We start from the raw sequence: 22,417 nt of genomic DNA on the forward strand, positions 1-22,417 counted from the left end.
TCCCGTTCTGTCTGGCGGACGCCGCCCGCCGGCGGACGGGTGGTCCGTCCGGGCGGGCAGGCGAAAGGAGACCCGGCGTGGGGGGACGAGCAGCGGCTCGTACGGGTGTGCTGGATTTTGGTATGGACCAATACGGAGGTCAAGGCCCCGCGGCCGGCGAAGCCGACGTCTCGCGCTCCGCCGCGGCTTGGGGCACGGTGGAGTGACACGCGGCACGCGCGCCCCGGCCGTCACCGCCGAGCGGAGAGGAGCACCCGCATGTCGAACCACACCTACCGGGTCACCGAGATCGTCGGCACCTCGCCGGAGGGCGTCGACCAGGCCATTCGCAACGGCGTCTCCCGCGCCTCACGCACCCTGCGGAACCTGGACTGGTTCGAGGTGACGCAGGTGCGCGGGCAGATCGACGCCGGGCAGATCGCACACTGGCAGGTCGGCCTGAAGGTCGGCTTCCGCCTGGAGGACGCGGACTGACCGCACCCTGCGGACTCCGGCGGGTCCGGTTCAGGTCCGCCCTTCCCGCTCCTGCGCCACCTTCAGCTCCGCCGACGGGGCCGCCCAGCGCGCCCGCACGACGGTGAAGCCGTCCCGCTCTGCGTCCTCGCAGACCAGTTCGTCGTCGTCCACCAGCACGCGGATCTCCCGGGCGCGGGCGAGCCGCCGCAGGATCTCCAGCTTGGTGCGCCGGGCCGGCCGCCGGTCGCCGTCGCGCCGCATGTACACGCGCCCCTGCGGCAGCCCGTGCGCGGCCAGCCAGTCGAGCGTGTCACGACGGCAGCGCTCGGGGCGCCCGGTCAGATAGACGACCTCGCAGTCCTCGGCGCTCGCCCGGGCCAGGGCGATGCCCTCGGCGAGCGGCGGATCGTGGGGCGCGGCGGCGAAGAAGGCGTCCCAGTCGCGCGGCCCGCGCTCCAGGAACCGCTGGCGATGCGCGGTGTCGGCCAGGGTGTTGTCGAGGTCGAACACGGCCAGCGGGGGCCTTTTGCCATCGGTCACGCCTCCCACCCTAGGGTCTGCCCGCCGCACGCGCGCCACCCGGCACCCGCGCCCGCCCACCCCTCAATTGCTCATGGGAACCGTTTTCATGTAGCGTCCCGGGGCGACCACCGAACGAGGAGGAGTCCCCGTCCCATGGCAGTGCCCAAGCGGAAGATGTCCCGCAGCAACACCCGTCACCGCCGCGCGCGGTGGAAGGCCGTCACGCCCGCGCTCGTGCCGGTCACCGTCGACGGCGTCCGTCATCTGGTGCCGCAGCGTCTGGTGAAGGCGTACGAGTGCGGCCTGCTGCGCCCCGGGGACTGAGCCGATGCCGCACGGCCGACTGCCCGTCACCGTCCTGTCCGGGTTCCTCGGAGCGGGCAAGACCACCCTGCTCAACCATGTCCTGGCGGGCCGCGAGGGGCTGCGCGCCGCCGTGATCGTCAACGACATGAGCGAGATCAACATCGACGCCGCCCTGGTCCGCGGCGGTGAGGCGGCCCTGTCCCGGACGGAGGAACGCCTGGTCGAGATGACCAACGGCTGCATCTGCTGCACCCTGCGCGACGACCTGCTGGAGGAGGTGGCGCGGCTGGCCCGCGAGGGCCGCTTCGACCACCTGCTCATCGAGTCGTCGGGCATCTCGGAGCCGATGCCCGTGGCGGCCACCTTCGCCCTCGCCCGCGACGACGGCGCCACCCTCGGCGACATCGCCCGGCTCGACACCATGGTCACGGTCGTGGACGCGGCGAACTTCCTGGCCGAGCTCCAGACCGGCGACGATCTCGCCGAGCGCGGCCTCGCCCCCTACGAGGACGACGAGCGCACGGTGAGCGATCTCCTCGTCGACCAGGTGGAGTTCGCCGACGTCCTGGTCCTCAACAAGCTGGACCTGGTCGGCGAGGAGCCCGCGGCGCGGCTGCGGGCGGTGCTCGGCCGCCTCAACCCGGCCGCCCGGATCGTCGGGGCCGTGCACGGGCGGGTGGACCTGCGCGAGGTGCTGGGCACCGGCCTGTTCGACCTGGAGCGGGCCCAGCAGGCCCCCGGCTGGGTGCGGGAGCTCAACGGGGACCACGTCCCGGAGACGGAGGAGTACGGGATCTCCTCCGTGGTCTTCCGCTCACCGCGGCTGTTCCACCCCGGACGGCTGTGGGGCTTCGTCACCGGGCAACTGGAGGGCGGGGCGTTCGGGAGGGTGCTGCGCTCCAAGGGGTTCTTCACCCTGGCCGGCCGCGCCGGGGTGACGGGGCTGTGGTCGCAGGCCGGCTCGGTCGCCCGCTTCGAGCCGTCCGCCGCCCGCGACGCCGATGCCCCGCACGCGCAGGAACTGGTGTTCATCGGGACCCGGCTGGACCCCGGGGCGCTGCGCGCCGCGCTGTCCGGCTGCCTGCTGGCACCGGGCGAGGAGATCACCGGCGACGACCCGTTCCCGGTGTGGGACACATACGGCACCGACGACACCTGCGACCACGAGCCCCCGCCGGCTCAGTCGCCGGCCGGCGCCGCCGGGAATGCGGCGGCGCCTGACGCGTTGAACCCCGTGTGAGCTCCCTGATCGCCCAGACCCGCTTCTCCGTCCTCGACCGCTCCCGCACCCGCGAGGGCCATACGCACGCCGAGGCGCTGCGTGACACCGTACGGCTGGCGCGGGAGCTGGAGCGTCTCGGATACCACCGGTTCTGGGTCTCGGAGCACCACGGCGTGCCGGGGGTGGCCGGCTCGGCGCCGACCGTGCTGGCCGCCGCCGTGGCCGCCGCGACGCGGACCATCCGCGTCGGCACCGGCGGTGTGATGCTGCCCAACCACCGGCCCCTCGTCGTCGCCGAGCAGTTCGGGGTGCTGGAGTCCCTCTTCCCGGGGCGGATCGACATGGGGCTCGGCCGCTCGGTCGGCTTCACCGACGGGGTGCGCAAGGCGCTGGGCCGGGACAAGGGCGACGCGGACGACTTCGAGGGGCAACTGACGGAACTCCTCGGCTGGTTCCGGGGCACCTCCCCGACGGGCGTGCGGGCACGCCCCGCCGAGGGGCTGACCGTCCCGCCGTTCGTGCTGGCCATGGGCGAGGGCGCGGCCATCGCCGCCCGCGCGGGCCTGCCGATGGTCATCGGCGACCTGCGCGACCGGGAGAAGATGCGGCGCGGCGTGGACCACTACCGCGCCCGCTTCCGGCCCTCCCCCTGGGCGAGCGAGCCGTACGTTGTCGTCTCCGGCACCGTCGCCGTCGCCGCCACCGCCGAGGAGGCACGGCGGATCCTGGTCCCGGAGGCGTGGTCCATGGCGTACGCGCGCACCCACGGCTCCTTCCCTCCCCTGCCGCCCGCCGAGCGCGTCGAGGCCCTCGCGATGACGGCCAAGGAGCGCGGCTTCTACGAGTCCGGCCTCACCGGGCACATCGCCGGCACCGAGGAGCAGGTCGCCGACGAGCTGGAGCGCCTCCTGAAGGAGACGGGCGCGCAGGAGGTCCTGGTCACGACCAGCACCCACGACCGCGCGGCGCTGCTGGACTCCTACCGGCGGCTGGCCGCGGTCGTCGGCGGCGGCGCGGGCTAGCCCGGGCGGGCGCCGTGCGGCCGCCCGGCCGCGTGTGCATAGAATCGCGGGGTTTGTCCCGACGCGGCCCTTCGGGCATACCGCTCAGGGTGCCCTGAACGGCCGCCGAGGGTCCGCCGCAGTCCACTCCCCCGAGCACCGCCCGGAGCCCTCGTCATGCACAGCCCCCACGACCCGTACGTCCGGGTGCGCGCCGCCCGCGAGCACAACCTGAAGGCCGTGGACGTCGACATCCCCCGGGACGTGGTGGCCGTGTTCACCGGTGTGTCGGGCTCGGGCAAGTCGTCGCTCGCCTTCGGCACGGTCTACGCGGAGGCGCAGCGGCGCTACTTCGAGTCGGTGGCGCCGTACGCCCGCCGCCTCATCCACCAGATCGGCGCGCCGAAGGTCGGCGAGATCACCGGCCTGCCGCCCGCCGTGTCGCTCCAGCAGCGCCGTGCCGCCGCGACCTCCCGCTCCTCGGTCGGCACGGTCACCCACCTCTCCAACTCCCTGCGCATGCTGTTCTCCCGCGCCGGGACCTATCCGCCGGGCGCCGGGCGGCTCGACTCCGACGCCTTCTCCCCCAACACGGCGGCCGGGGCGTGCCCGGACTGTCACGGCCTCGGCCGGGTCCACCGCACGACCGAGGAATTGCTGGTCCCGGACCCGTCGCTGTCCATCCGTGAGGGTGCGATCGCCGCGTGGCCGGGTGCCTGGCAGGGCAAGAACCTGCGGGACATCCTCGACGCGCTCGGTCACGACGTCGACCGGCCCTGGCGTGAGCTGCCCGCCGAGCAGCGGGAGTGGATCCTGTTCACGGACGAGCAGCCGGTGGTCACCGTGCATCCGGTCCGGGACGCGGGCCGTATCCAACGGCCGTACCAGGGCACGTACACGAGCGCCCGGCGTTATGTGATGAAGACGTTCTCGGACTCCAAGAGCCCCGCGCTGCGCGCGAAGGCGGAACGCTTCCTGACCAGCGCGCCGTGCCCGGCCTGCGGCGGCAGCCGGCTGCGGCCCGAGGCGCTGGCGGTCACCGTGGGCGGCCGGACCATCGCCGAGCTGGCCGCGCTGCCGCTCACCGAACTCGCCGCGTGCCTGCCCAGGGAGGGGGAGACGGCCCGTGTGCTCACCGAGGACCTCGTCTCCCGCATCGCCCCGGTCGTCGAGCTCGGCCTGGGCTATCTGAGCCTGGACCGTGCCACGCCGACCCTCTCGGCGGGCGAACTGCAACGGCTGCGCCTGGCCACCCAGTTGCGCTCCGGGCTCTTCGGGGTCGTGTACGTGCTGGACGAGCCGTCCGCCGGGCTCCACCCGGCGGACACCGAGGCCCTGCTGACGGTGCTGGAGCGGCTGAAGTCGGCGGGCAACTCGGTGTTCGTGGTCGAGCATCACCTCGATGTCGTGCGCGGCGCCGACTGGATCGTGGACGTGGGGCCGGGGGCGGGCGAACACGGCGGGCGGGTGCTGTACAGCGGGCCGCCCGCCGGGCTGGCCGGCGTCACCGAGTCGGCGACGGCCCGCCACCTCTTCGCCCGCTCCCCCGCGCCCGCGCGCCACGTCCGTGAGCCCCGGGGAGAGCTGACGGTGGGCCCGGTCGCCCGGCACAACCTGAGCGGGGTGACGGCGCGGTTCCCGCTCGGCGTGTTCACCGCGGTCACCGGCGTGTCGGGGTCCGGCAAGTCGACGCTCATCGGGGAGATCACCGAGGATCTGCCGGGCGTCGGCCGGCTGGTCCGCGTCGACCAGAAGCCCATCGGCCGCACGCCCCGCTCCAACCTGGCCACCTACACGGGCCTGTTCGACGTGGTGCGCAAGGTGTTCGCGGCGACCGGCGAGGCGCGCGAGCGCGGCTACGGTGCCGGGCGCTTCTCCTTCAACATGCCGGGCGGGCGCTGCGAGACCTGTCAGGGCGAGGGATTCGTCAGCGTGGAGCTGCTGTTCCTGCCGAGCACGTACGCGCCCTGCCCGGACTGCGGCGGGGCCCGCTACAACCCGGAGACGCTCCAGGTCGCCTACCGCGGCCGGACCATCGCGCAGGTGCTGGACATGACGGTGGACAGCGCGGCGGAGTTCTTCGCCGACATCCCGGCCGCGGCCCGCAGTCTCGCCACCCTCCGCGACATCGGCCTCGGCTATCTGCGCCTCGGCCAGCCCGCGACCGAGCTGTCCGGTGGGGAGGCACAGCGCATCAAGCTGGCGAGCGAGCTCCAGCGGAGCCGCCGCGGCCCCGCCCTGTACCTCCTCGACGAGCCGACGACCGGGCTCCACCCGGCCGACGTCGACGTCCTGATGCGCCGGCTGCACGATCTGGCCGACGCGGGGCACACGGTGATCGTCGTCGAGCACGACATGTCCGTCGTCGCGGGCGCCGACTGGGTGATCGACCTGGGTCCGGGCGGCGGCGACGCGGGCGGCCGGATCGTGGCGGCGGGGCCGCCCGCACAGGTGGCGCGGGCGGCGGGCAGCCGGACGGCGCCCTACCTGGCACGGATGCTCGGCTAGGGGTCACCGGGCCGGGGATCGCGCGGCAGGCGCGACGTCGCGGACACACCCCCGCGCCGGCGGCAGTCCGGCCAGCAGCCCGCGCGCCTGGGGCGTCGAGCGCCAGCGCGAGGTGGACCCGGAGCGTGCGCGGGTGACCCTCGGCCCGTTCTTCCCCCAGCCGGGCATGGGCCCGCGCCTCGATCGGCTTGGCGAAGTCGCGTACGGACACGGCGGCGGGACCGCCGCGCCGGCGCCGGTGGAGTCCGGGGCGCCGCGGTGGTCCGCCCGTCCGGAGAGGTCCGGGCCCGCATCGGGGAGATGTCCCGGCACGGCGAGCCCGCGGTGGGCGGCTGACCGGCTCACGGCCGGCGCGGCCGGCGGCAGCGGCCCGCGGGCCGCTCACCGGCGTGATCGCGCGGGGTGCCGGGCGGCGCCGACCGGTCCGGCGGTGCCCGCCGGACCCGGCACGTGCGCCGGTGCCGCGCCGTCCGGGTGGACGGCCGGGTCCGGGCGGCGGCGGGAGGAGCAGCCGGAAAGTTCCCGTTGGGCCGCCTGCGCGAGGGCGCGGCGGTCGGGATGGCGGCCCGGTGGGATGGCCGGGCGCACCTCCACCTCGGCCACCAGACCTCTGGCCGAGGCCACCCGCCACAGCGACGCCATCAGGGTGTCCGCGCCGACGAAGGCGGGCACCGTGCTCACCGCTCCCGCGCCGGTCCGGTAGCCGACGCGTACCGGCTGCACCGGGACCCCGGCGTCGAGGGCGGCCTGGAAGACGGCCCGCCGGAAAGGTCCGTGGGCCCGGCCGCACCAGGTGCTGCCCTCCGGGAAGACGGCGACCGCGCGTCCGCCGCGCAGGGCCTCCGCGACGCGGGCCACCGTGCCCGGCAGGGCTCGCAGCCGGTCCCGCTCGATGAACAGGGCACCGCGCGCGGCGAGGGCCCCGGCCACGGGCCACCGCCGGATCTCGGCCTTGGCCAGCATCCGGGCCGGGCGGACGGCGGCCAGCAGCGGGATGTCCAGCCACGAGACGTGGTGGGCGACGAGGAGCAGCCCGCCCGTGGGAGCGGCGGCACCGCCGAGGCGGACCCGGACGCCCGCGGCCCGCACGATCCACCGGCACCACCACCGCACCGGCCGCGCGGGAAGACGCCCGGCGAGCGGTGCCAGCGCGATCCCGGTGAGGAGCAGGACCGCGACCGCCGTGAGCCGCAGGACGGCCCGGGGTGCCGCCGCCGCGGCGCCGGCCGGGTCCACGCAGGACTGCGGCGTACACGGGGCGCTGGGCAGCCAGGCGCCCATCAGGCCGGGACGAGGGAGAGGAAGTGCCGCAGATAGCGGGGGTGGACCCGGCTCATCGGCAGCAGGACGTAAAGGTCGGCGACGCCGAAGCCGGGGTCGTGCGCGGGCTCGCCACAGACCCAGGCGCCCAGGCGCAGGTAGCCGCGCAGCAGGGGCGGCAGGTCGGCCGGTGCGGCGGGCCGCGCCGCCCGGGGCGCCCAGGGCAGCAGCGGGCGTACGCGGTACTCGTCCGGCGCCAGGTGCGTGGCCCGTACCCGGTGCCAGGCGGCGGAGGCCAGCGCTCCGCCGTCGGCGAGCGGAAGCGAGCAGCAGCCGGCGAGCCACTCGTGGCCGCGGTCGGTCATGTAGCGGGCTATGGCGGCCCAGATGAGCCCGATGACCGTGCCGTCGCGGTGGTCGGGGTGGACGCAGGACCGGCCCACCTCGACCAGCCCCGCCCGGAGCGGTCGCAGCGCGGTGAGGTCGAACTCGCCCTCCGCGTACAGGCGTCCGGCGATCTCCGCGCGTTCCGGCGGCAGCAGCCGGTAGGTGCCGACGGTCTGGCCGGTCTCGGTGTCGCGGACGAGGAGATGGTCGCAGTACGCGTCGAAGGGGTCGATGTCGTGGCCCGGTTCGGGGGTGGACAGCAGCGCGCCCAGCTCCCCGGCGAAGACGTCGTGCCGCAGCCGCTGGGCGGCGCGGACGTCCTGCTCGTCGCGGGCGAGGGTGACGGTGTAGCGGGTGGGGGCCGCGGGCAGCGGGGGGCGGCCGACGGCCAGTACGCCGGTCATGGCGGGTCTCCAACCACGGTTCGGGGACGGGGGCGGCCGACCGGTGCGGTCTGCCGCTCCTGTTCTTCCGACGGCGGTTGGCGTGCGCGTGACCCTGGCCGGGAGCGCGGGTGTGGGGTTGTTGAACGGCGTGGGCCGGCCGGCCCACGCCGTGGTGCGGCGCAGGCCGGTTGCGAGGGCCGGATCAAGCCCCTGCCTTCTCGAACGGCCCGGCCGCGCCGTGTTCCGGGTCAGGTGCGGGCGCGCGCGTCGTAGGCCGCTCGGGCCCGGGCGATGGCCAGGCGGTGGCGCTCGGCCCACCCCACCAGTGCGGTCAGGGAGGCGTGGAGTTCGCGGGCCATGGGCGTGAGGCTGTACTCGACCTTGGGCGGCACGGTGGGATGGACGGTGCGGACGAGCAGCCCGTCCCGTTCCAGGCGGCGCAGGTTGAGGGTGAGCATGCGCCGGCTGATGCCGTCGATGGCGCGCTCGAGTTCGGTGAAGCGGACGGGGCCGTGCGCGGCGGCGATCAGGATGCCGATGCTCCACTTGCCTGCCACGTGGTCGAGTACCTCGGTGACCGGGCAGGCTTCGTCCCTCAGTGCGTCGGCAACACGGGTGTGACTGTGTGACACAAAAGTGCCTCCTTCCGCCGACCGGCATTGTTACCGAGGATGACCGCTGTAACAAGCCGTGCACCAAAGGAAGCAGAGGTGAAGAGGACATGTCCGTGCGCGCCCTCGTCGTCGATCCGTCCGCACCCGCCGCCGTCCGGCTCGCCGAGGTCGCCGATCCCGTGCCCGGGCCGGGCCAGGTCCTGGTGGACGTCTCGCACGCCTCGCTGAACTACGGCGACCTCAACGACGCCCGCTCCGGTCGCGTCCCCGTGGGGGCCGTGCTCGGTTCGGACGCCGCCGGCGTGGTCGTCCGGGCCGCCGCCGACGGCACCGGTCCGGCGGTGGGCACGCGGGTGGTGGCCCTGACCTCCGGGGCGTTCGCCGAGCGCGTCGCGATCGGCGTGGGGGCGCTCGCCCGGATACCGGAGGGCCTGGATCCGGCGCGGGCGGCCGCGCTGCCGGTCGCCGGGGTGGCCGCGCTGCGCTCGCTGCGCGCGGCCGGGGCGGGGCCGGGCAAACGGGTGCTGATCACCGGCGCTTCCGGCGGAGTCGGCCGGTTCGCCGTCCAGCTGGCGGCGCGGGCCGGGGCCCATGTGATCGCGTCCGTGGGCTCGCCGGCCCGTGGGCGGGGGCTTGCCGAGGCCGGGGCCGACGAGGTGCTCACCGGCCTGGAAGGACTCGACCGGCCCGTCGACGCGGTCATCGACAGCGTGGGCGGGCCCCAGCTGGTCGCGGCGTGGAACCTGCTGGCCCCCGGGGGCGGCGTGCAGAGCGTCGGCTGGACGTCCGGCGAGCCGGCCGTCTTTCCGCCCTACGCCACCGTGGGCCCGGCCAAGTCGCTGACCTCCTTCGTCATCGAGGGCGACGCCGGCGCGGACCTCGCCGAGCTCACCGAGCTGGCCGCACAGGGCGCCCTCGCCGTCGAGGTCGGCTGGCAGGGCTCCTGGGAACGCTTCGCCGAGGCGGCCGAAGCCCTGCGCGGGCGCCGGGTCTCCGGCAAAGCGGTCCTGCGGGTGTCGGGCGAGAGGCATCCGCTCGCCGTGGTCGAGGCAGACGGGAGTCAGACGACGGTCCCTAGCGCTTGGCCGCCTTCCGCGCCGCCCGCAGCCACTCCCTGTTCATCTGGGTGATGGAGGTGAGCGGGATGCCCTTGGGGCACGCGGTGGCACACTCCCCGGCCAGGGTGCAGCCGCCGAAGCCCTCCTCGTCCATCTGGGCCACCATGTCCAGCACCCGGGTCTCGCGCTCGGGCGCGCCCTGCGGCAGGACGTTGAGGTGGTTGACCTTCGCGGAGGTGAACAGCATCGCCGCGCCGTTCGGGCAGGCGGCGACGCAGGCGCCGCAGCCGATGCACTCGGCGTGCTCGAAGGCGTAGTCGGCGTCCGGCTTCGGCACCGGTGTGGCGTGGGCCTCGGGCGCGGAGCCGGTGGGGGCGGTGATGTAGCCGCCGGCCTGGATGATCCGGTCGAAGGCGGAGCGGTCGACGACCAGGTCCTTCACGACCGGGAAGGCGGCGGCCCGCCACGGCTCGATGTCGATGGTGTCGCCGTCCCGGAAGGACCGCATGTGCAGCTGGCAGGTGGTAGTGCGCTCCGGGCCGTGCGCCTCGCCGTTGATGACGAGGCTGCACATGCCGCAGATGCCCTCGCGGCAGTCGTGGTCGAAGGCGACCGGGTCCTCACCCTTGAGGATGAGCTCCTCGTTGAGCGTGTCGAGCATCTCCAGGAAGGACATGTCGGGGGAGATGCCGTCCACCTCGTACGTGGACATCGTGCCTTCGGCGCCGGCGTTCTTCTGCCGCCAGACGCGCAGGGTGAGCTTCATGCGTAGCTCCGCTGGGAGGGGTGGACGTACTCGAAGACCAGGTCTTCCTTGTGCAGGACGGGAGCCTCGCCGGTGCCGGTGAACTCCCAGGCGGCGGCGTAGGCGAACGCGTCGTCCTTGCGGGCCGCCTCACCGTCGGGGGTCTGGGACTCCTCGCGGAAGTGGCCGCCGCAGGACTCGGCGCGGTGCAGCGCGTCGAGGCACATCAGTTCGGCGAGCTCCAGGTAGTCGACGATACGGTTGGCCTTCTCCAGCGACTGGTTGAACTCCTCGCCGCTGCCGGGCACCTTGATGCGCCGCCAGAACTCCTCGCGGATCTGGGGGATCCGCTCCAGCGCCTTGCGCAGGCCCGAGTCGGTGCGGGCCATGCCGCAGAACTCCCACATGAGCTCGCCCAGTTCGCGGTGGAAGGAGTCCGGGGTGCGGTCGCCGTCGACGGCCAGCAGGAGGTTCAGCCGGTCCTCGGTCTCGGCGAGCGCCTCCCGCACGACCGGGTGGTCGTCGGTGACCTCGTCCTTGTGCGGGTTGCGGGCCAGATAGTCGTTGATGGTGGCCGGCAGCACGAAGTACCCGTCGGCCAGGCCCTGCATCAGCGCGGACGCGCCGAGGCGGTTGGCCCCGTGGTCGGAGAAGTTGGCCTCGCCGATCGCGAACAGGCCGGGGACGGTGGTCTGGAGATCGTAGTCGACCCACAGGCCGCCCATCGTGTAGTGCACGGCGGGGTAGATCCGCATCGGCACCTCGTACGGATCCTCGTCGGTGATCCGCTGGTACATGTCGAAGAGGTTGCCGTACTTCGCCTCCACGGCCTTGCGGCCCATCCGCTTGATGGCGTCCGCGAAGTCCAGGTAGACGCCCTGCCCGCCGGGTCCGACGCCCCGCCCCTCGTCGCAGACGTTCTTCGCGGCGCGGGAGGCGATGTCCCGCGGGACCAGGTTGCCGAAGGAGGGGTAGATGCGCTCCAGGTAGTAGTCGCGCTCGTCCTCGGGGATCTCGTTGGGCGGGCGGGTGTCGCCCTTGGCCTTGGGGACCCAGATCCGGCCGTCGTTGCGCAGCGACTCGCTCATCAGCGTCAGCTTGGACTGGTGGTCGCCGGTGCGCGGGATACAGGTGGGGTGGATCTGGGTGAAGCAGGGGTTGGCGAACCAGGCGCCGCGCCGGTGCGCCCGCCAGACGGCGGTCGCGTTGGAGTTCATGGCGTTCGTCGAGAGGTAGAAGACGTTGCCGTAGCCGCCGCTGGCGAGCACGACGGCGTCCGCGAAGTACGTGGATATCTTCCCGGTGATCAGGTCCCGGGCGACGATGCCGCGTGCCCGCCCGTCGACGACGATCAGGTCGAGCATCTCGGTGCGCGGGTGCAGCTCCACGTTGCCGGCCGCGATCTGCCGCGACAGCGCCTGGTAGGCGCCGAGCAGGAGCTGCTGGCCCGTCTGGCCGCGGGCGTAGAAGGTACGGGAGACCTGGACGCCGCCGAAGGAGCGGGTGTCGAGCAGGCCGCCGTACTCGCGGGCGAAGGGGACGCCCTGGGCCACGCACTGGTCGATGATCTCGACGCTGATCTGCGCGAGCCGGTGGACGTTGGACTCCCGTGCCCGGAAGTCGCCGCCCTTGACGGTGTCGTAGAACAGGCGGTGGACGGAGTCGCCGTCGTTGCGGTAGTTCTTCGCCGCGTTGATACCGCCCTGCGCCGCGATGGAGTGGGCGCGGCGAGGGGAGTCCTGGTAGCAGAACTGGATGACCTTGTAGCCCTGCTCGGCGAGGGTCGCGCCCGCGGAGCCGCCCGCCAGGCCGGTGCCCACGACGATGATCGTGTGCTTGCGCCGGTTGGCCGGGTTGACCAGCTTCGCCTCGAAGCGGCGCTTGTCCCAGCGCTCGTGGACGGGCCCGGCGGGGGCCTTGGTGTCGACAACCGGCGCACCGGTCGTGTAGTCGGTGTAGGAGGTCATCTTCAGCTCACCACTCCGGTCATGACGCCCACGGGTACGGCGAGGAAGCCTGCCGTGAGCAGCAGCGCGAGGACGTTGGCGACGGCCTTCAGGGCGCGGTCGCGGGTTCGGCTGCCGGCGCCGAGGGTCTGGGCGGCGCTCCAGAAGCCGTGCCGGATGTGCAGGCCGAGGGCGAGCATCGCGACGATGTAGACGGCGTTGCCGTACCAGGTGGAGAAGGTGTCCACCACGTTCTGGTAGGGCTTGCCCGTCTCGAAGCCGCCGGAGTGCACGGTGCCGGTGGTCAGGTCCAGGATGTGCCAGACGATGAACAGGCCCAGGATGACGCCGCCCCAGCGCATGGTCCGCGTCGCGTAGCCGGCCCGCGGCCTGCGGTGCACGTACTTGCTGGGCCGCGCCTTGATGTCGCGCCGGCTGAGCTGGTACGCGGAGACGGCGTGGGCGACGACGGCGGCCAGCAGCACGACGCGGATCACCCACAGCGTCCACTCGTAGTGCATGAAGGGCTCGCCGACGGTGCGCAGCCAGTGCGCGTAGTGGTTGAACTCGCCCGACCCGAAGAAGATCTTCAGGTTGCCGATCATGTGGACGACCAGGTACAGCAGCATGATCAAGCCGCTGACCGCCATCACGGTCTTCTTGCCGACGGTCGAGTCCCACACGGTACGCGCCATGGACGGCCGTCGGTCCGTCCGCGTTGCCAGAGCCATGGCACGGACGTTACGGCCGGCAGAGCCGATCGGTCCAAGACATGGTGCGGCTGGTTTGAATAGGCAGTGCCTATGATGACCGAGTGCAGTTCCAGCAGCTCCAGTACTTCGTGGCGGTCGCCGAGACCCGGCACTTCACCCGGGCCGCCGATCTGGTCCACGTCGCCCAGCCGTCGCTGTCGCAGCAGATCAAGGCGCTGGAGCGGGAGCTGGGCGCCGATCTGTTCCTCAGGGCGCGCGGCAACATCACGCTGACGGACGCCGGGGAGGCGCTGCTGCCGCTGGCCCGGCGCATACTGGCCGACGCCGACACGGCCCGGCACGAGGTGCAGGAGCTGGTGCAGCTGCGCCGGGGCCGGGTCCGGCTGGGCGCCACGCCGAGCCTGTGCACGGGCCTGCTCCCGGACGTGCTGCGCGCGTTCCACGACCGCTATCCCGGGATCCGGCTGCTGATCGAGGAGGGCGGCTCGCACGATCTGGTGCGGGAGCTGGCCCGCGGCGCCCTGGACCTGGCGCTGATCGTGCTGCCCCTGCCGACGCCGGCGCCCGCGCTGACCACGGTGGAACTGCTGCGCGAGGATCTGGTGGTGGTGTCGTCACCGGAGGCGGCCCGGCCCGGTGGCGGGCGACGCACCGTGCGCGTCGCCGACCTGGCGGGCGAGCGCCTGGTGATGTTCCGGCACGGCTACGACCTGCGGGAGCTGACCGTGGCGGCGTGCCGGGCGGAGGGATTCGACCCGGACTTCGCGGTGGAGGGCGGCGAGATGGACGCCGTGCTGGGGTTCGTCCGGGCGGGCCTCGGGGTGGCGGTCGTACCGCGTATGGTGGCGGCCCGGTCCGGGCGCGGACTGCGGGTCACGCCGCTGGCCCGTCCAGGCCTGCACCGCACGATCGCGCTGGCCCACCGCAGCGATGTGGCACCGCCCCGGGCGGCCCGGGAGCTGCAACGGATGCTGCTGGAGCGGTGAGCGGCGCCTCTGCGGCCGGTTGTACGCGGGCGCCGGCCGACCGCGCCCGCGCACGACCGGCCGCGGGAGGGACCCGCCCGGCCGCCCGCGCACCCCGCGTGCGGCGACACGCCCCCGCACCCCCGTGACATCGGCCGCGCCCGGACGGCCGTCCGCGCGTACGCTCGCGCCGTGAGCGAGGAGCAGTACGCGAGGGACCGGGACGTCGCGAGGGTGCCGGCGGCGATCGGGGTCCGGATCACGGCGCGGACCGGCCGGGTCACCGTCCGTCCGCCCAAGGCGCCGGCCCGGGCCGCCGTGACCGCGTGGCACCGTGAGGAGAACGACGCGCCCCGCCCGGAGTCCCCCGGGCCATACCCGCCGCGCGACGCCACCGACGGGCCGGTGCCGACCGGTCGCGCGATCGGTGGACGCGGCCGCCGGGAGGGCGCGGAGGTCGTCGTGGACCTGGCCGTCGCCTCCGCCGGGGCGGCCGCGCGCGCCGCGGAGCGGGCCCGTCACCATGGTCCCGCCAGGGCCCGCGGCGGGACCGGCCGGGTCATCCCGTCACGTCCGCCAGCGCCAGCTCGTGGAGCCGCTCCGGGGGTCCGGGGCGGGCGTAGTACCAGCCCTGGGCCGTGTCGCAGCCCAGTATCTTCAGCTGCTCGGCCTGGGCTCCGGTCTCCACGCCCTCCACGGTGACCGCGAGGTCCAGGCTGTGCGCCAGCGAGACGATCCCCTCGACGATCTTCAGATCGACGGGGTCGGCGGGGAACTGCTGCATGCCCCGGGTGAAGGAACGGTCCAGCTTGAGGATGCTCACCGGCAGCCGGCGCAGGTTGGCGAGGTTGGAGTAGCCGGTGCCGAAGTCGTCCAGGGCGATGTCGACGCCCATGTCCGCCAGCCGGCGCAGCGGCTTGAGCAGATCGTCGTCCGCGCCGATCAGCGCGGACTCCGTCACCTCCAGGCACAGGGCGTCGGGCTCGACGCCCGCCCGCTCCAGGATCTCGACGGTGTCGCGGACCAGGCCGGGGTCGGTCAGCTGGCACGGCGAGAGGTTGACGTTGATGCGCAACGGGGCGGACGCGGAGTCCGCGCCGCAGATCTCGCGCCACTCCCGGGCCTGCCGTACCGACTGCTCCAGCACCCAGCGGCCCAGCGGCACGATCAGCCCGGTGTGCTCGGCGAGCGGGATGAACCGGTCGGGGCCGAGCACGCCGTGCTGCGGGTGCAGCCAGCGCACCAGGGCCTCGGCGCCGCGCACACGACCGTCACCGAGGTGGACCAGCGGCTGGTACTCGATGAAGAACTCGCCCCGGTCCAGCGCCGTGGGCAGCGCGGTGGTCAGCCCGTGCCGGGTGATGGTGCGGGCGTCGGCCTCCGGGTCGGCCAGCTCGAACCGGTTGCCGCCCGCCGACTTCGCCCGGTACATGGTGATGTCGGCGCTGCGCAGCACCTCCGCCGGGCTGCGCTCCCCCGCCGGTCCCTCGACGACGCCGATGCTGCCCCTCACGGTCAGCTCCCGCCCGTCGATGCTGACCGGGGCGAGCAGCGCGTTCATGATGCGCGTGGCGAGCTCGTCGACCGCCTGCCGGGTGTCCGGCCCGGTGGTCAGCGCCACGAACTCGTCACCGCCGAGCCGGGCCACCATCTCGCCCGGCGCGGTGGCGCACGCCTGGAGCCGGTCGGCGACCTCCACCAGCAGCCGGTCGCCGACCGCGTGCCCGAGGCTGTCGTTGACGGTCTTGAAACCGTCCAGGTCGAGGTAGCACAGGCCGAATCGCTGACCGGGGCCGGCGTTGACCGCCTTCTCCAGGCGTTCGAAGAAGAAGCTGCGGTTGGGCAGGCCGGTGAGCGCGTCGTGCGTGGCCTCGTAGCGCAGCCGCAGGTTGAGCAGCCGCCGCTCGGTGGTGTCCTCCATGAGGGCGAGCTGGTACTGCGGGTCGCCGTCGGCGTCGCGCAGCAGGGAGACGGTCAGGTTGGTCCACAGGACCGTTCCGTCGGGCCGGTGGAATGCCTTCTCCACGTGGTAGTGCTCCCGCTCCCCGCGGACCAGCTCCTGGTAGAGCCGCCAGAGCTGGGGCGCGTCGTCGGGGTGGGTCCACTGGGTGACGTTGCGGCCGCGCAGCGTCTGCTCGGACACGCCGAACATGCGGGTGAGGGCGCGGTTGACCTGGAGGACGTTGCCGTCCAGGTCGGCGATGCCGATCCCTATCGCGGCGCCCTCGAAGACGGCGCGGAAGCGGGCCTCGCTGGCGTGCAGCGCCTGCGCCACCACGCCCTGGGCGCGCAGCGCGGCCTGGGCGATGGCCTCCTGCTCGGCCAGCGTCCGGTCGCGCAGCGCCTGGGCGTAGCCGGCGGCCATGGCGTGCTGCAGCCGCGCCGAGCGCGCCCGCAGGTCCTCCTGGTCGCCGTCGCCGCCGCAGTAGAGCACCAGATAGGCGTCGACGCAGTCGAGGGTCCGGCTCAGCGCCTCGGGGTCGGTGCAGTGCGCGCCGACGAGCGCGGCGCCGACCGCCCGGCCCTGGTCGGCGTCGAAGCTCCGCGCCCGCAGCGCCCGGCTCAACCGCCGGGCGAGGGGCAGCAGTTGCTCCTCGAACTCGGGCCGGGTCGCCGACGTGGTGGTCACCGGGAAGACCGCCCGGCTCCAGATCGTCGCGAACCGGCGCAGTCTGTCCTCCGGCCCGTCCGGATGCGCGATCACGCCGTACGCCCCACGCCCGCGAACCCGGAGAACGCGTACGGATCCTCGTCCTCGGGCGCCGTCTCGGGCCGCCAGTGCGGCATCGGCACCAGCCCGGGTTCCACCATGTCGTACCCCTCGAAGAACCGCGCGATCTGCTCGCGCGAGCGCATGATCAGCGGGTTGCGAATGTCCTTGTATACGTCCACCACGCCTCCCGCCCGCTCGGACGGCAGCGGAATTCCCTCGTACGAGGCATGCGTGAGGACGAGCAGGCTGCCGGGCGCGAGCGCGTCGCGCAGTTCGGCCACCGCTCGGTACGGGTCGTCCGCGTCTTCCACGAAGTGCAGTATGGCAACGAGGAGCAGAGCCACCGGACGATTCAGGTCGATCAACCGCTCCACCTGGGCACTGGTGAGGATGTCCCGCGGCTCGAGCAGGTCCGCGGCCACGATGTCCGCGTCGTCGTTGCCCTCCAGGACGGTCTGGCTCCGCGCGACCGCCACGGGGTCCCGGTCGACGTACACCACGCGGGCGCCGGGGTGGGCGGCCTGGGCCATCTCGTGGACGGTGCCGAACCCCGGGATGCCCGGGCCGACGTCCAGGAACTGGGTGACGCCCTCGTCCACCGCGAAGCGCACCGCGCGGCGCAGGAAGGCACGGTTGGCCTGCATGATCTTGGGAAGTCCCGGCACGAAGGCCATGGCCTTGCGGGCCGCCTGCCGGTCGGCCTCGAAGTTGTGCGAACCGCCCAGGTAGAAATCGCGGATCCGGGACACGCTGGGCACCGTGATGTCGATGCTCCGCGGAGCCCAGACGGGACGCTCCATCGATCTCTCCAAGACATAGGCGATCCGGTGTTCGAGCTGAGGCTACTGATCGCCCGCCCACGGGGCGAGCGGAAACGGAAATTGACCATCCGTTACCGGTCACTGCCTGCGGCACATGCCTTGTGGCGCCGGGCGGGAACGGCCGCGGTCACGCCCCGCGCGGCGTGTGTACGGGGCGGGCCGGCGGGCGGCGGGGACGCCCTCGCCACGCCCCCGCCGCCTCCGTCTCCGCCTCTTTCGTCTCCGTCTCCCCGGCCCGCTTCCCCGCCGGCGCGCCGCCCGGGTATCCGCCGGGGAGACGGAGTACCAGGTGCCGTAGGCCGCCGCCGTCCTGACCGCACGCCGTCGTCAGCGCCGGTGCCGCCGCGGCGCTCGGCCAGGAACTCTTCATCGTCGGCTTCCCTTCGCCGCAGGCGCTTCGCGGCGCGGCGCTCTGCCGCGCCGCCGCACGACAGCGGGTACGCACCGGAGGGAAGGCCGCGTACAGCGGCAACGGCGTTCTCCCCGCCGGGGGCGGTGCGGCGCCACCGGGCGGGCGGAGGGGCCAGACCGGACCGTCCGTGTCGCACGTGTGTCCGCCACCTGGCGCCGACGCCCGGACGCCGGTCAAACCACCGGTCGCCGGCATTCCCCCGTTCGGAGCAATAACCCGGCGCCGGAGCGTGACTCGGCGCGCCAGGCCGCATCATCTGACCTCGTGCATGGACCCGAAGCGAGCCACCCCGCCCCCGCCGGACGGCTGTTGGCCCTGGTGACGCTCACGTTCGCGCTCGTCGGGGCGCCGACCGGGGCGGCGCGGGCCGACGCCTGCGCGTACGTCTCGAATTCCCCGGGCGGCAGCGTGTCGACGACGGGCTCCGGTGGGGGGTCCTGGCCCACCTTCCCGCCGTGCCCGGCACCCACGACGACACCCGCCCCTCCGACGCCACCGGAGCCCACACCGCCGCCACCACCCCCACCGCCCTCGCCGCCGCCCTCACCGCCGCCACCGCCCTCACCGCCGGAACCGCCGCCTCCCCCGCCGCCGAGGGCGACACCGGAGCCCGAGCCTCCGCCTCCACCGCCCCGGCGTCCCCCACGGCCCGCTCCGGCCCGCTCGGCTCCCCCGCCCCGCCCGGCTCCGGCCCCCGCCCCCGCCCCCGCCCCCGCTCCGGCGCCTACACCGTCGGCGACCCCGGCACCCCGCCCGTCCCTGACGCCGGTGCACTACCCGCGCCACCGCGCCCAGGCGCCGCGACGGCCCCCGCGCGACACCCCGTCGCCGCTCTACTTCGTCCTGCTCATCACGGCGCCCGCGGTGATCGCCGTCGCCGCACTGCGTCCGCGCTGACGCTCCGAGTCCCTGGAGGAACCTCTTGGCGGAATGGCTTGTTCTCACCCTCGCGATGGCGGCCGCCTGTGCCGTGGTGATCCTCGTCACCTTCGTACGGCACCGCAGGGCGTCCGACGACGAGGATCCCTCCGAGACCCCCGACGTCATCGAGTACATGACGATGTGGATCGGTGTGGTGTACGCCATCGTCCTGGGCCTGGCCATCGCCGGCGTCTGGGAGGCGCGCAGCGCCGCCCAGGACCACGTGCAGGCGGAGGCTGTGGCGCTGCACGAGATCTCCGAGCGGGTCCGGGTCTATCCGCCCGAGGTCCGTGACCGCATCCGGGATGATGTCAACACCTATGTCGGACACGTCGTCACCGCCGAGTGGAAGGTCATGTCCGAGGAGGGCCGGATCACCGAGCGCGGCACCGTTCTCCTCGACCGCGTCCGCGCGGACGTCACCGACTACGAACCGCGGACCGACTTCGAGGCCCAGGCCTACCAGCCGCTCGTCGACCAGGTGGCCGCGGCGGACCAGGCCCGCGCCGCCCGCGCCGACTCCATCGGGGCGACCATGCCGGGCGTGGTGTGGTTCGGGCTGATCATCGGCGCCGTCGTCACGGTGGGCATGGTCTTCGCCTTGCAGATCCGGCGTACGCCACGTGAACTGATCCTCGCCGGGCTGTTCTCCGCCCTGATCGCCTTCCTCCTCTTCCTCATCTGGGACTTCGACGCGCCGTACAGCCGCGGCATCGCCGCGTCGGCGGACCCGTTCCTGACCCTGTTCCCGCATCTGGCGGACTGACCCGGGTGCGGCGGCCGGGGAGACCCCGCCACACGGCCGCCCCCGGCGGCCGCGCCCCTGTCCCCCGAGCGGCCACACGGCTGCCCCGTTGGCGCGACTGCGATCGCGGCGCGGCACGCGCCTTCCCGGTGCTGCCGCCATCGAGGCGCGTTCCGGGCGCGAGCGGAAGAGGTCCGCGACTGCCACTCGGGGCCGGAGGATCGACGGGGCGGCCCGCCCCCGTGGGACCGCCCCGAGTACGGTGCCCGGCGTACGGCCGGGAGACGGCGGCGGTCAGACGCGCTTCTCGGCGCGGCGGCGCATCCAGAACAGGCCGCCCCCGGCGACGGCCGCGACGACGAGCCCGCCGCCGATGGCGATGTCGGCCCGGGTCGCTCCACTGGAGCTGCTGCCGCCGATGCCGCCGCGGACACCCCCGATGACGGTGAAGGCAGCCGGGCGGGTCAGGGTCCTGCCGGAGCAGTTGACCGTGATGTCGTACGAGCCCGGACGGGCGTCCCGCTTGATGGTGGCGACGCCCTTGGAGGTCTCGTTGGCACCCCTGACCGGGGTCAGTCGGGTGGTCGGGAACGCGCGGGAGGTCATCGTGCCGCCGCGCGGGCAGCCGTCGACCGTGACGGTGAGCTGGCCGCCGCGGGCGATGACGCTGGGCAGGGCGACGATGTTGCTCGGCGTGTCCCACGCGGCGGCCGTGGGGGCGGCGAGCCCGAGGACGGCGACCGCGGCTCCGGCGGCCGCAAGGGCACGAGAGTTACGCATGTGTTCCTCCGCGGAAGACGCCCCGGGACCCGTCCCCGGTCGATCGGCGAGAAAGCGTCTCCCACGAAGACCCTGAGTCGCCCCGCCCGGCGCCGCATGTCGGGGATGGTCCGTCCCGGTGAGCGAACACGCCGGGGGAAACCTCGGGCGTGGATATCCCCGCAGGTCACGGTCCGTCAGAAAGCGCCGGTGGGCAGGCCCCCGGATGGCGCAGGGAGGGAGGGGCGCCACCCGTTCGCTGCCGCCGCGTCGCCGGTCGCGCGCACCGCGCTTAGCGTTTTCCCATGCGCGACATGACACGGCGACGGCCGTGCCGAGAAGGGTGGCGAATGTCTGCGTGGGAGCCGGCCGAAGCGGAGGAGCGGCAGCGCAAGCGCGCTCCCTGGGGGGTCATAGCGCTGGTCCTGCTGACCGGCCTCGCGCTGATCCGGAACGGTTCCGGTGAGTTCGACGTGGGCCCGCCGCAGCCGGCCTCGGCGGCGGCCTCCGACAGCCGTGTCCTCGATGGCGCCTCCGCCGCCCCGGCCCCCCGGCCGCTGCCGTACTCCGCGCCCGACCGGGTCCGGATCCCCGCGATCCAGGTCGACGCCCCGATGATGCCGGTCGGTCTGGACGCGGACGGCTGGGTCGGCGCCCCGCCGCCGGAGGACCCGAACCTGGCCGGCTGGTTCACCGGTGCCGTGTCCCCCGGGGAGAAGGGCACCGCCGTCGTCGTGGGACACGTCGACAACGAGCAGGGCCCCGCCGTCTTCTACGGGCTGGGCGCCCTGAAGAAGGGGAACGAGGTGGAAGTCGCCCGCCAGGACGGGAAGACCGCCGTGTTCGAGATCTACGGCCTGGAGGTCTTCGCGAAGGACGACTTCCCGGGCGACCGGGTCTACGCCTCCAAAGGCGCCCCGGAACTGCGGGTCATCACCTGCGGCGGCGGTTTCTCCGAGCAGGACGGTTACGAGGCGAACGTCGTCGCCTTCGCCCGCCTGGCCGCGATCCGCTGACCGGTCCCCGGCCGGGCCGGCGGGGACCGGTCAGGCGTACTGCCGGCGGGGGACGGTGATGTGGTAGCCGGAGTCCAGCAGATACGGCAGGTAGCGGCGCAGCGCCGTCACGCTCTGGGAGCGGTCGCCCCCGGCGTCGTGGGAGAGCACGACGACGCCGGGGGCGGCGCCGTCCTCGACCCGGTCGACGATGGTGCGGGCGCCGGGGGTGGTCCAGTCGAGGGTGTCGACGGTCCAGCCGAGGGGCTCCATGCCGAGTTCGGCGCCGAGCTGGAAGGCGGCCCGGTTCCAGGCGCCGTAGGGGGCCCGGAACCACAGGGGGCGTTCGCCGTACGCCTCCTCGATGACGTCGCAGGTGGTTTCCATCTCCCAGCGGATCCGGCGCCGGGTGAGACGGGTGAGCAGCGGGTGGGACCAGGTGTGGTTGCCGACGACGTGCCCCTCGTCGGCCATCCGGGCCAGCAGGTCCCTGTTGCCGTCGGCCATCTCCCCGCACACGAAGAACATGGCGCGCACCTCGTACTCGGCCAGCGTGTCCAGGATGTCCGGGGTGTAGCGGGGGTCGGGGCCGTCGTCGAAGGTCAGCACCATGGCGCGGCCGCGTCCGGACATGCGCAGCAGCGGCTCACGCCGTACCGGGGGCCGGACGGGCACGGCCCGCGGCGAGCCGTAGCCGGTCAGCGGCCGGAGGCGGTAGGCGGAGGGCCGCTGCGCGCGACGGGCCGGCGGGCCGGGGACGGGGGCGGCCGGGAGGACCGGCGCGTCCCCGGGGCCCGTGGCGAGCACGCCCGCGGTGCCGGCCGCCGCCACGGCCGCGGCGCCGGCGAGCAGGGCGCGGCGCCGCGTGAGCAACTGAACCTTCTTCATGACTCATCAGTCGCCCGGCGGGCGGGCGCCGCTCCTCTGCAACACCGGTGCGGCGGCGGGAAACCACCCGCCCG

Annotated in this window: 21 protein-coding genes; 10 read left to right on the plus strand and 11 right to left on the minus strand. The window is 73.9% G+C overall.

Annotated elements, in window-relative coordinates; all coding sequences use genetic code 11:
- Positions 1-258: 258 nt before the first annotated feature.
- Complete coding sequence (locus tag AB0L74_RS16295) at positions 259-474, plus strand: dodecin (protein ID WP_365651528.1); 216 nt, start codon at positions 259-261, stop codon at positions 472-474.
- A 30-nt stretch (positions 475-504) separates the two neighbouring features.
- Here the strand turns inward: AB0L74_RS16295 and AB0L74_RS16300 are convergent, their stop codons facing one another.
- Positions 505-996: a hypothetical protein gene (locus AB0L74_RS16300; protein WP_365651531.1), complete on the minus strand. Its 492-nt coding sequence runs from the start codon at positions 994-996 to the stop codon at positions 505-507.
- A gap of 135 nt (positions 997-1,131) precedes the next feature.
- On the opposite strand from AB0L74_RS16300, the gene rpmF reads away from it, so the two are divergent.
- From rpmF to AB0L74_RS16320, 4 genes are all read left to right on the plus strand, one after another.
- Positions 1,132-1,302: a 50S ribosomal protein L32 gene (gene rpmF, locus AB0L74_RS16305; RefSeq protein WP_365651534.1), complete on the plus strand. Its 171-nt coding sequence runs from the start codon at positions 1,132-1,134 to the stop codon at positions 1,300-1,302.
- Positions 1,303-1,306: 4 nt separating this feature from the next.
- Positions 1,307-2,524 carry a GTP-binding protein gene (locus tag AB0L74_RS16310; protein WP_365651537.1) on the plus strand — a complete coding sequence of 406 codons (1,218 nt, stop codon included), beginning with the start codon at positions 1,307-1,309 and terminating at the stop codon, positions 2,522-2,524.
- Positions 2,521-3,528: an LLM class flavin-dependent oxidoreductase gene (locus AB0L74_RS16315; RefSeq protein ID WP_365651540.1), complete on the plus strand. Its 1,008-nt coding sequence runs from the start codon at positions 2,521-2,523 to the stop codon at positions 3,526-3,528. Before AB0L74_RS16310 ends, AB0L74_RS16315 begins: the two co-directional genes overlap by 4 nt.
- Positions 3,529-3,684: 156 nt before the next feature.
- Positions 3,685-6,015: an excinuclease ABC subunit UvrA gene (locus tag AB0L74_RS16320; RefSeq protein ID WP_365651543.1), complete on the plus strand. Its 2,331-nt coding sequence runs from the start codon at positions 3,685-3,687 to the stop codon at positions 6,013-6,015.
- Positions 6,016-6,396: 381 nt separating this feature from the next.
- Here AB0L74_RS16320 and AB0L74_RS16325 read toward each other — a convergent pair whose 3' ends face one another.
- From AB0L74_RS16325 to AB0L74_RS16335, 3 genes are all read right to left on the minus strand, one after another.
- A complete protein-coding gene (locus AB0L74_RS16325; protein ID WP_365651546.1) occupies positions 6,397-7,296 on the minus strand; it encodes a lysophospholipid acyltransferase family protein in 900 nt (299 codons plus the stop codon).
- Positions 7,296-8,066, minus strand: a complete 771-nt coding sequence (locus AB0L74_RS16330; RefSeq protein WP_365651548.1) for a GNAT family N-acyltransferase — start codon at positions 8,064-8,066, stop codon at positions 7,296-7,298. Before AB0L74_RS16330 ends, AB0L74_RS16325 begins: the two co-directional genes overlap by 1 nt.
- A 230-nt stretch (positions 8,067-8,296) precedes the next feature.
- Positions 8,297-8,680, minus strand: a complete 384-nt coding sequence (locus AB0L74_RS16335) for a helix-turn-helix domain-containing protein (protein WP_365651551.1) — start codon at positions 8,678-8,680, stop codon at positions 8,297-8,299.
- An 89-nt stretch (positions 8,681-8,769) separates the two neighbouring features.
- Between AB0L74_RS16335 and AB0L74_RS16340 the strand changes: the two genes are divergently transcribed.
- The gene (locus AB0L74_RS16340; protein WP_365651554.1) at positions 8,770-9,792 is read left to right on the plus strand and encodes a zinc-binding dehydrogenase; all 1,023 of its coding nucleotides are present in this window, start codon (positions 8,770-8,772) and stop codon (positions 9,790-9,792) included.
- Here the strand turns inward: AB0L74_RS16340 and AB0L74_RS16345 are convergent.
- The 3 genes from AB0L74_RS16345 to AB0L74_RS16355 are packed head-to-tail and all read right to left on the minus strand — an operon-like array spanning position 9,737 to position 13,106.
- Positions 9,737-10,486, minus strand: a complete 750-nt coding sequence (locus AB0L74_RS16345; protein WP_365651558.1) for a succinate dehydrogenase/fumarate reductase iron-sulfur subunit — start codon at positions 10,484-10,486, stop codon at positions 9,737-9,739. The two genes, AB0L74_RS16340 and AB0L74_RS16345, sit on opposite strands and share 56 nt — an antisense overlap.
- Positions 10,483-12,432 (minus strand): fumarate reductase/succinate dehydrogenase flavoprotein subunit, encoded by a 1,950-nt coding sequence (locus AB0L74_RS16350; RefSeq protein WP_365651561.1) that lies wholly within the window; start codon positions 12,430-12,432, stop codon positions 10,483-10,485. The genes AB0L74_RS16345 and AB0L74_RS16350 overlap by 4 nt, the downstream gene beginning before the upstream one ends.
- A gap of 2 nt (positions 12,433-12,434) precedes the next feature.
- On the minus strand, positions 12,435-13,106 hold the full coding sequence (locus AB0L74_RS16355) for a succinate dehydrogenase (protein ID WP_365651666.1): 672 nt from the start codon (positions 13,104-13,106) through the stop codon (positions 12,435-12,437).
- A gap of 119 nt (positions 13,107-13,225) precedes the next feature.
- On the opposite strand from AB0L74_RS16355, the gene AB0L74_RS16360 reads away from it, so the two are divergent.
- Positions 13,226-14,110 (plus strand): LysR substrate-binding domain-containing protein, encoded by an 885-nt coding sequence (locus AB0L74_RS16360; RefSeq protein WP_365651564.1) that lies wholly within the window; start codon positions 13,226-13,228, stop codon positions 14,108-14,110.
- A 538-nt stretch (positions 14,111-14,648) separates the two neighbouring features.
- Here AB0L74_RS16360 and AB0L74_RS16365 read toward each other — a convergent pair.
- Together AB0L74_RS16365 and AB0L74_RS16370 are read right to left on the minus strand one after the other, a co-directional pair.
- Positions 14,649-16,793 (minus strand): EAL domain-containing protein, encoded by a 2,145-nt coding sequence (locus AB0L74_RS16365; protein WP_365651567.1) that lies wholly within the window; start codon positions 16,791-16,793, stop codon positions 14,649-14,651.
- Positions 16,790-17,602 carry an SAM-dependent methyltransferase gene (locus AB0L74_RS16370; protein ID WP_365651570.1) on the minus strand — a complete coding sequence of 271 codons (813 nt, stop codon included), beginning with the start codon at positions 17,600-17,602 and terminating at the stop codon, positions 16,790-16,792. Before AB0L74_RS16370 ends, AB0L74_RS16365 begins: the two co-directional genes overlap by 4 nt.
- A 1,201-nt stretch (positions 17,603-18,803) precedes the next feature.
- Here AB0L74_RS16370 and AB0L74_RS16375 point away from each other — a divergent pair.
- Both AB0L74_RS16375 and AB0L74_RS16380 read left to right on the plus strand, forming a co-directional pair.
- Positions 18,804-18,932: a hypothetical protein gene (locus AB0L74_RS16375; protein WP_365651573.1), complete on the plus strand. Its 129-nt coding sequence runs from the start codon at positions 18,804-18,806 to the stop codon at positions 18,930-18,932.
- Between the two features lie 25 nt (positions 18,933-18,957).
- A complete protein-coding gene (locus AB0L74_RS16380; protein ID WP_365651576.1) occupies positions 18,958-19,722 on the plus strand; it encodes a hypothetical protein in 765 nt (254 codons plus the stop codon).
- 273 nt (positions 19,723-19,995) lie between these two features.
- On the opposite strand, the gene AB0L74_RS16385 is transcribed toward AB0L74_RS16380, so the two are convergent.
- Positions 19,996-20,481 (minus strand): hypothetical protein, encoded by a 486-nt coding sequence (locus AB0L74_RS16385; RefSeq protein WP_365651579.1) that lies wholly within the window; start codon positions 20,479-20,481, stop codon positions 19,996-19,998.
- Positions 20,482-20,810: 329 nt separating this feature from the next.
- Between AB0L74_RS16385 and AB0L74_RS16390 the strand changes: the two genes are divergently transcribed.
- A complete protein-coding gene (locus AB0L74_RS16390) occupies positions 20,811-21,476 on the plus strand; it encodes a class F sortase (RefSeq protein ID WP_365651582.1) in 666 nt (221 codons plus the stop codon).
- Between the two features lie 30 nt (positions 21,477-21,506).
- On the opposite strand, the gene AB0L74_RS16395 is transcribed toward AB0L74_RS16390, so the two are convergent.
- Positions 21,507-22,343, minus strand: coding sequence for a polysaccharide deacetylase family protein (locus AB0L74_RS16395; protein WP_365651585.1), 837 nt, complete (start codon positions 22,341-22,343; stop codon positions 21,507-21,509).
- Between the last annotated feature and the right edge of the window lie 74 nt (positions 22,344-22,417).

The organism is Streptomyces sp. NPDC052020, assembly GCF_040680575.1.
Lineage (GTDB): Bacteria > Actinomycetota > Actinomycetes > Streptomycetales > Streptomycetaceae > Streptomyces.

Excerpts from the sequence above, each read along its gene's own strand:
- AB0L74_RS16295 (WP_365651528.1), top strand. The coding sequence starts at position 259 with ATGTCGAACCACACCTACCGGGTCACCGAGATCGTCGGCACCTCGCCG.
- rpmF (WP_365651534.1), top strand. The coding sequence starts at position 1,132 with ATGGCAGTGCCCAAGCGGAAGATGTCCCGCAGCAACACCCGTCACCGC.
- AB0L74_RS16310 (WP_365651537.1), top strand. The coding sequence starts at position 1,307 with ATGCCGCACGGCCGACTGCCCGTCACCGTCCTGTCCGGGTTCCTCGGA.
- AB0L74_RS16320 (WP_365651543.1), top strand. The coding sequence starts at position 3,685 with ATGCACAGCCCCCACGACCCGTACGTCCGGGTGCGCGCCGCCCGCGAG.
- AB0L74_RS16325 (WP_365651546.1), bottom strand. The coding sequence starts at position 7,296 with ATGGGCGCCTGGCTGCCCAGCGCCCCGTGTACGCCGCAGTCCTGCGTG.
- AB0L74_RS16330 (WP_365651548.1), bottom strand. The coding sequence starts at position 8,066 with ATGACCGGCGTACTGGCCGTCGGCCGCCCCCCGCTGCCCGCGGCCCCC.
- AB0L74_RS16340 (WP_365651554.1), top strand. The coding sequence starts at position 8,770 with ATGTCCGTGCGCGCCCTCGTCGTCGATCCGTCCGCACCCGCCGCCGTC.
- AB0L74_RS16345 (WP_365651558.1), bottom strand. The coding sequence starts at position 10,486 with ATGAAGCTCACCCTGCGCGTCTGGCGGCAGAAGAACGCCGGCGCCGAA.
- AB0L74_RS16350 (WP_365651561.1), bottom strand. The coding sequence starts at position 12,432 with ATGACCTCCTACACCGACTACACGACCGGTGCGCCGGTTGTCGACACC.
- AB0L74_RS16355 (WP_365651666.1), bottom strand. The coding sequence starts at position 13,106 with ATGGCGCGTACCGTGTGGGACTCGACCGTCGGCAAGAAGACCGTGATG.
- AB0L74_RS16370 (WP_365651570.1), bottom strand. The coding sequence starts at position 17,602 with ATGGAGCGTCCCGTCTGGGCTCCGCGGAGCATCGACATCACGGTGCCC.
- AB0L74_RS16385 (WP_365651579.1), bottom strand. The coding sequence starts at position 20,481 with ATGCGTAACTCTCGTGCCCTTGCGGCCGCCGGAGCCGCGGTCGCCGTC.
- AB0L74_RS16390 (WP_365651582.1), top strand. The coding sequence starts at position 20,811 with ATGTCTGCGTGGGAGCCGGCCGAAGCGGAGGAGCGGCAGCGCAAGCGC.
- AB0L74_RS16395 (WP_365651585.1), bottom strand. The coding sequence starts at position 22,343 with ATGAAGAAGGTTCAGTTGCTCACGCGGCGCCGCGCCCTGCTCGCCGGC.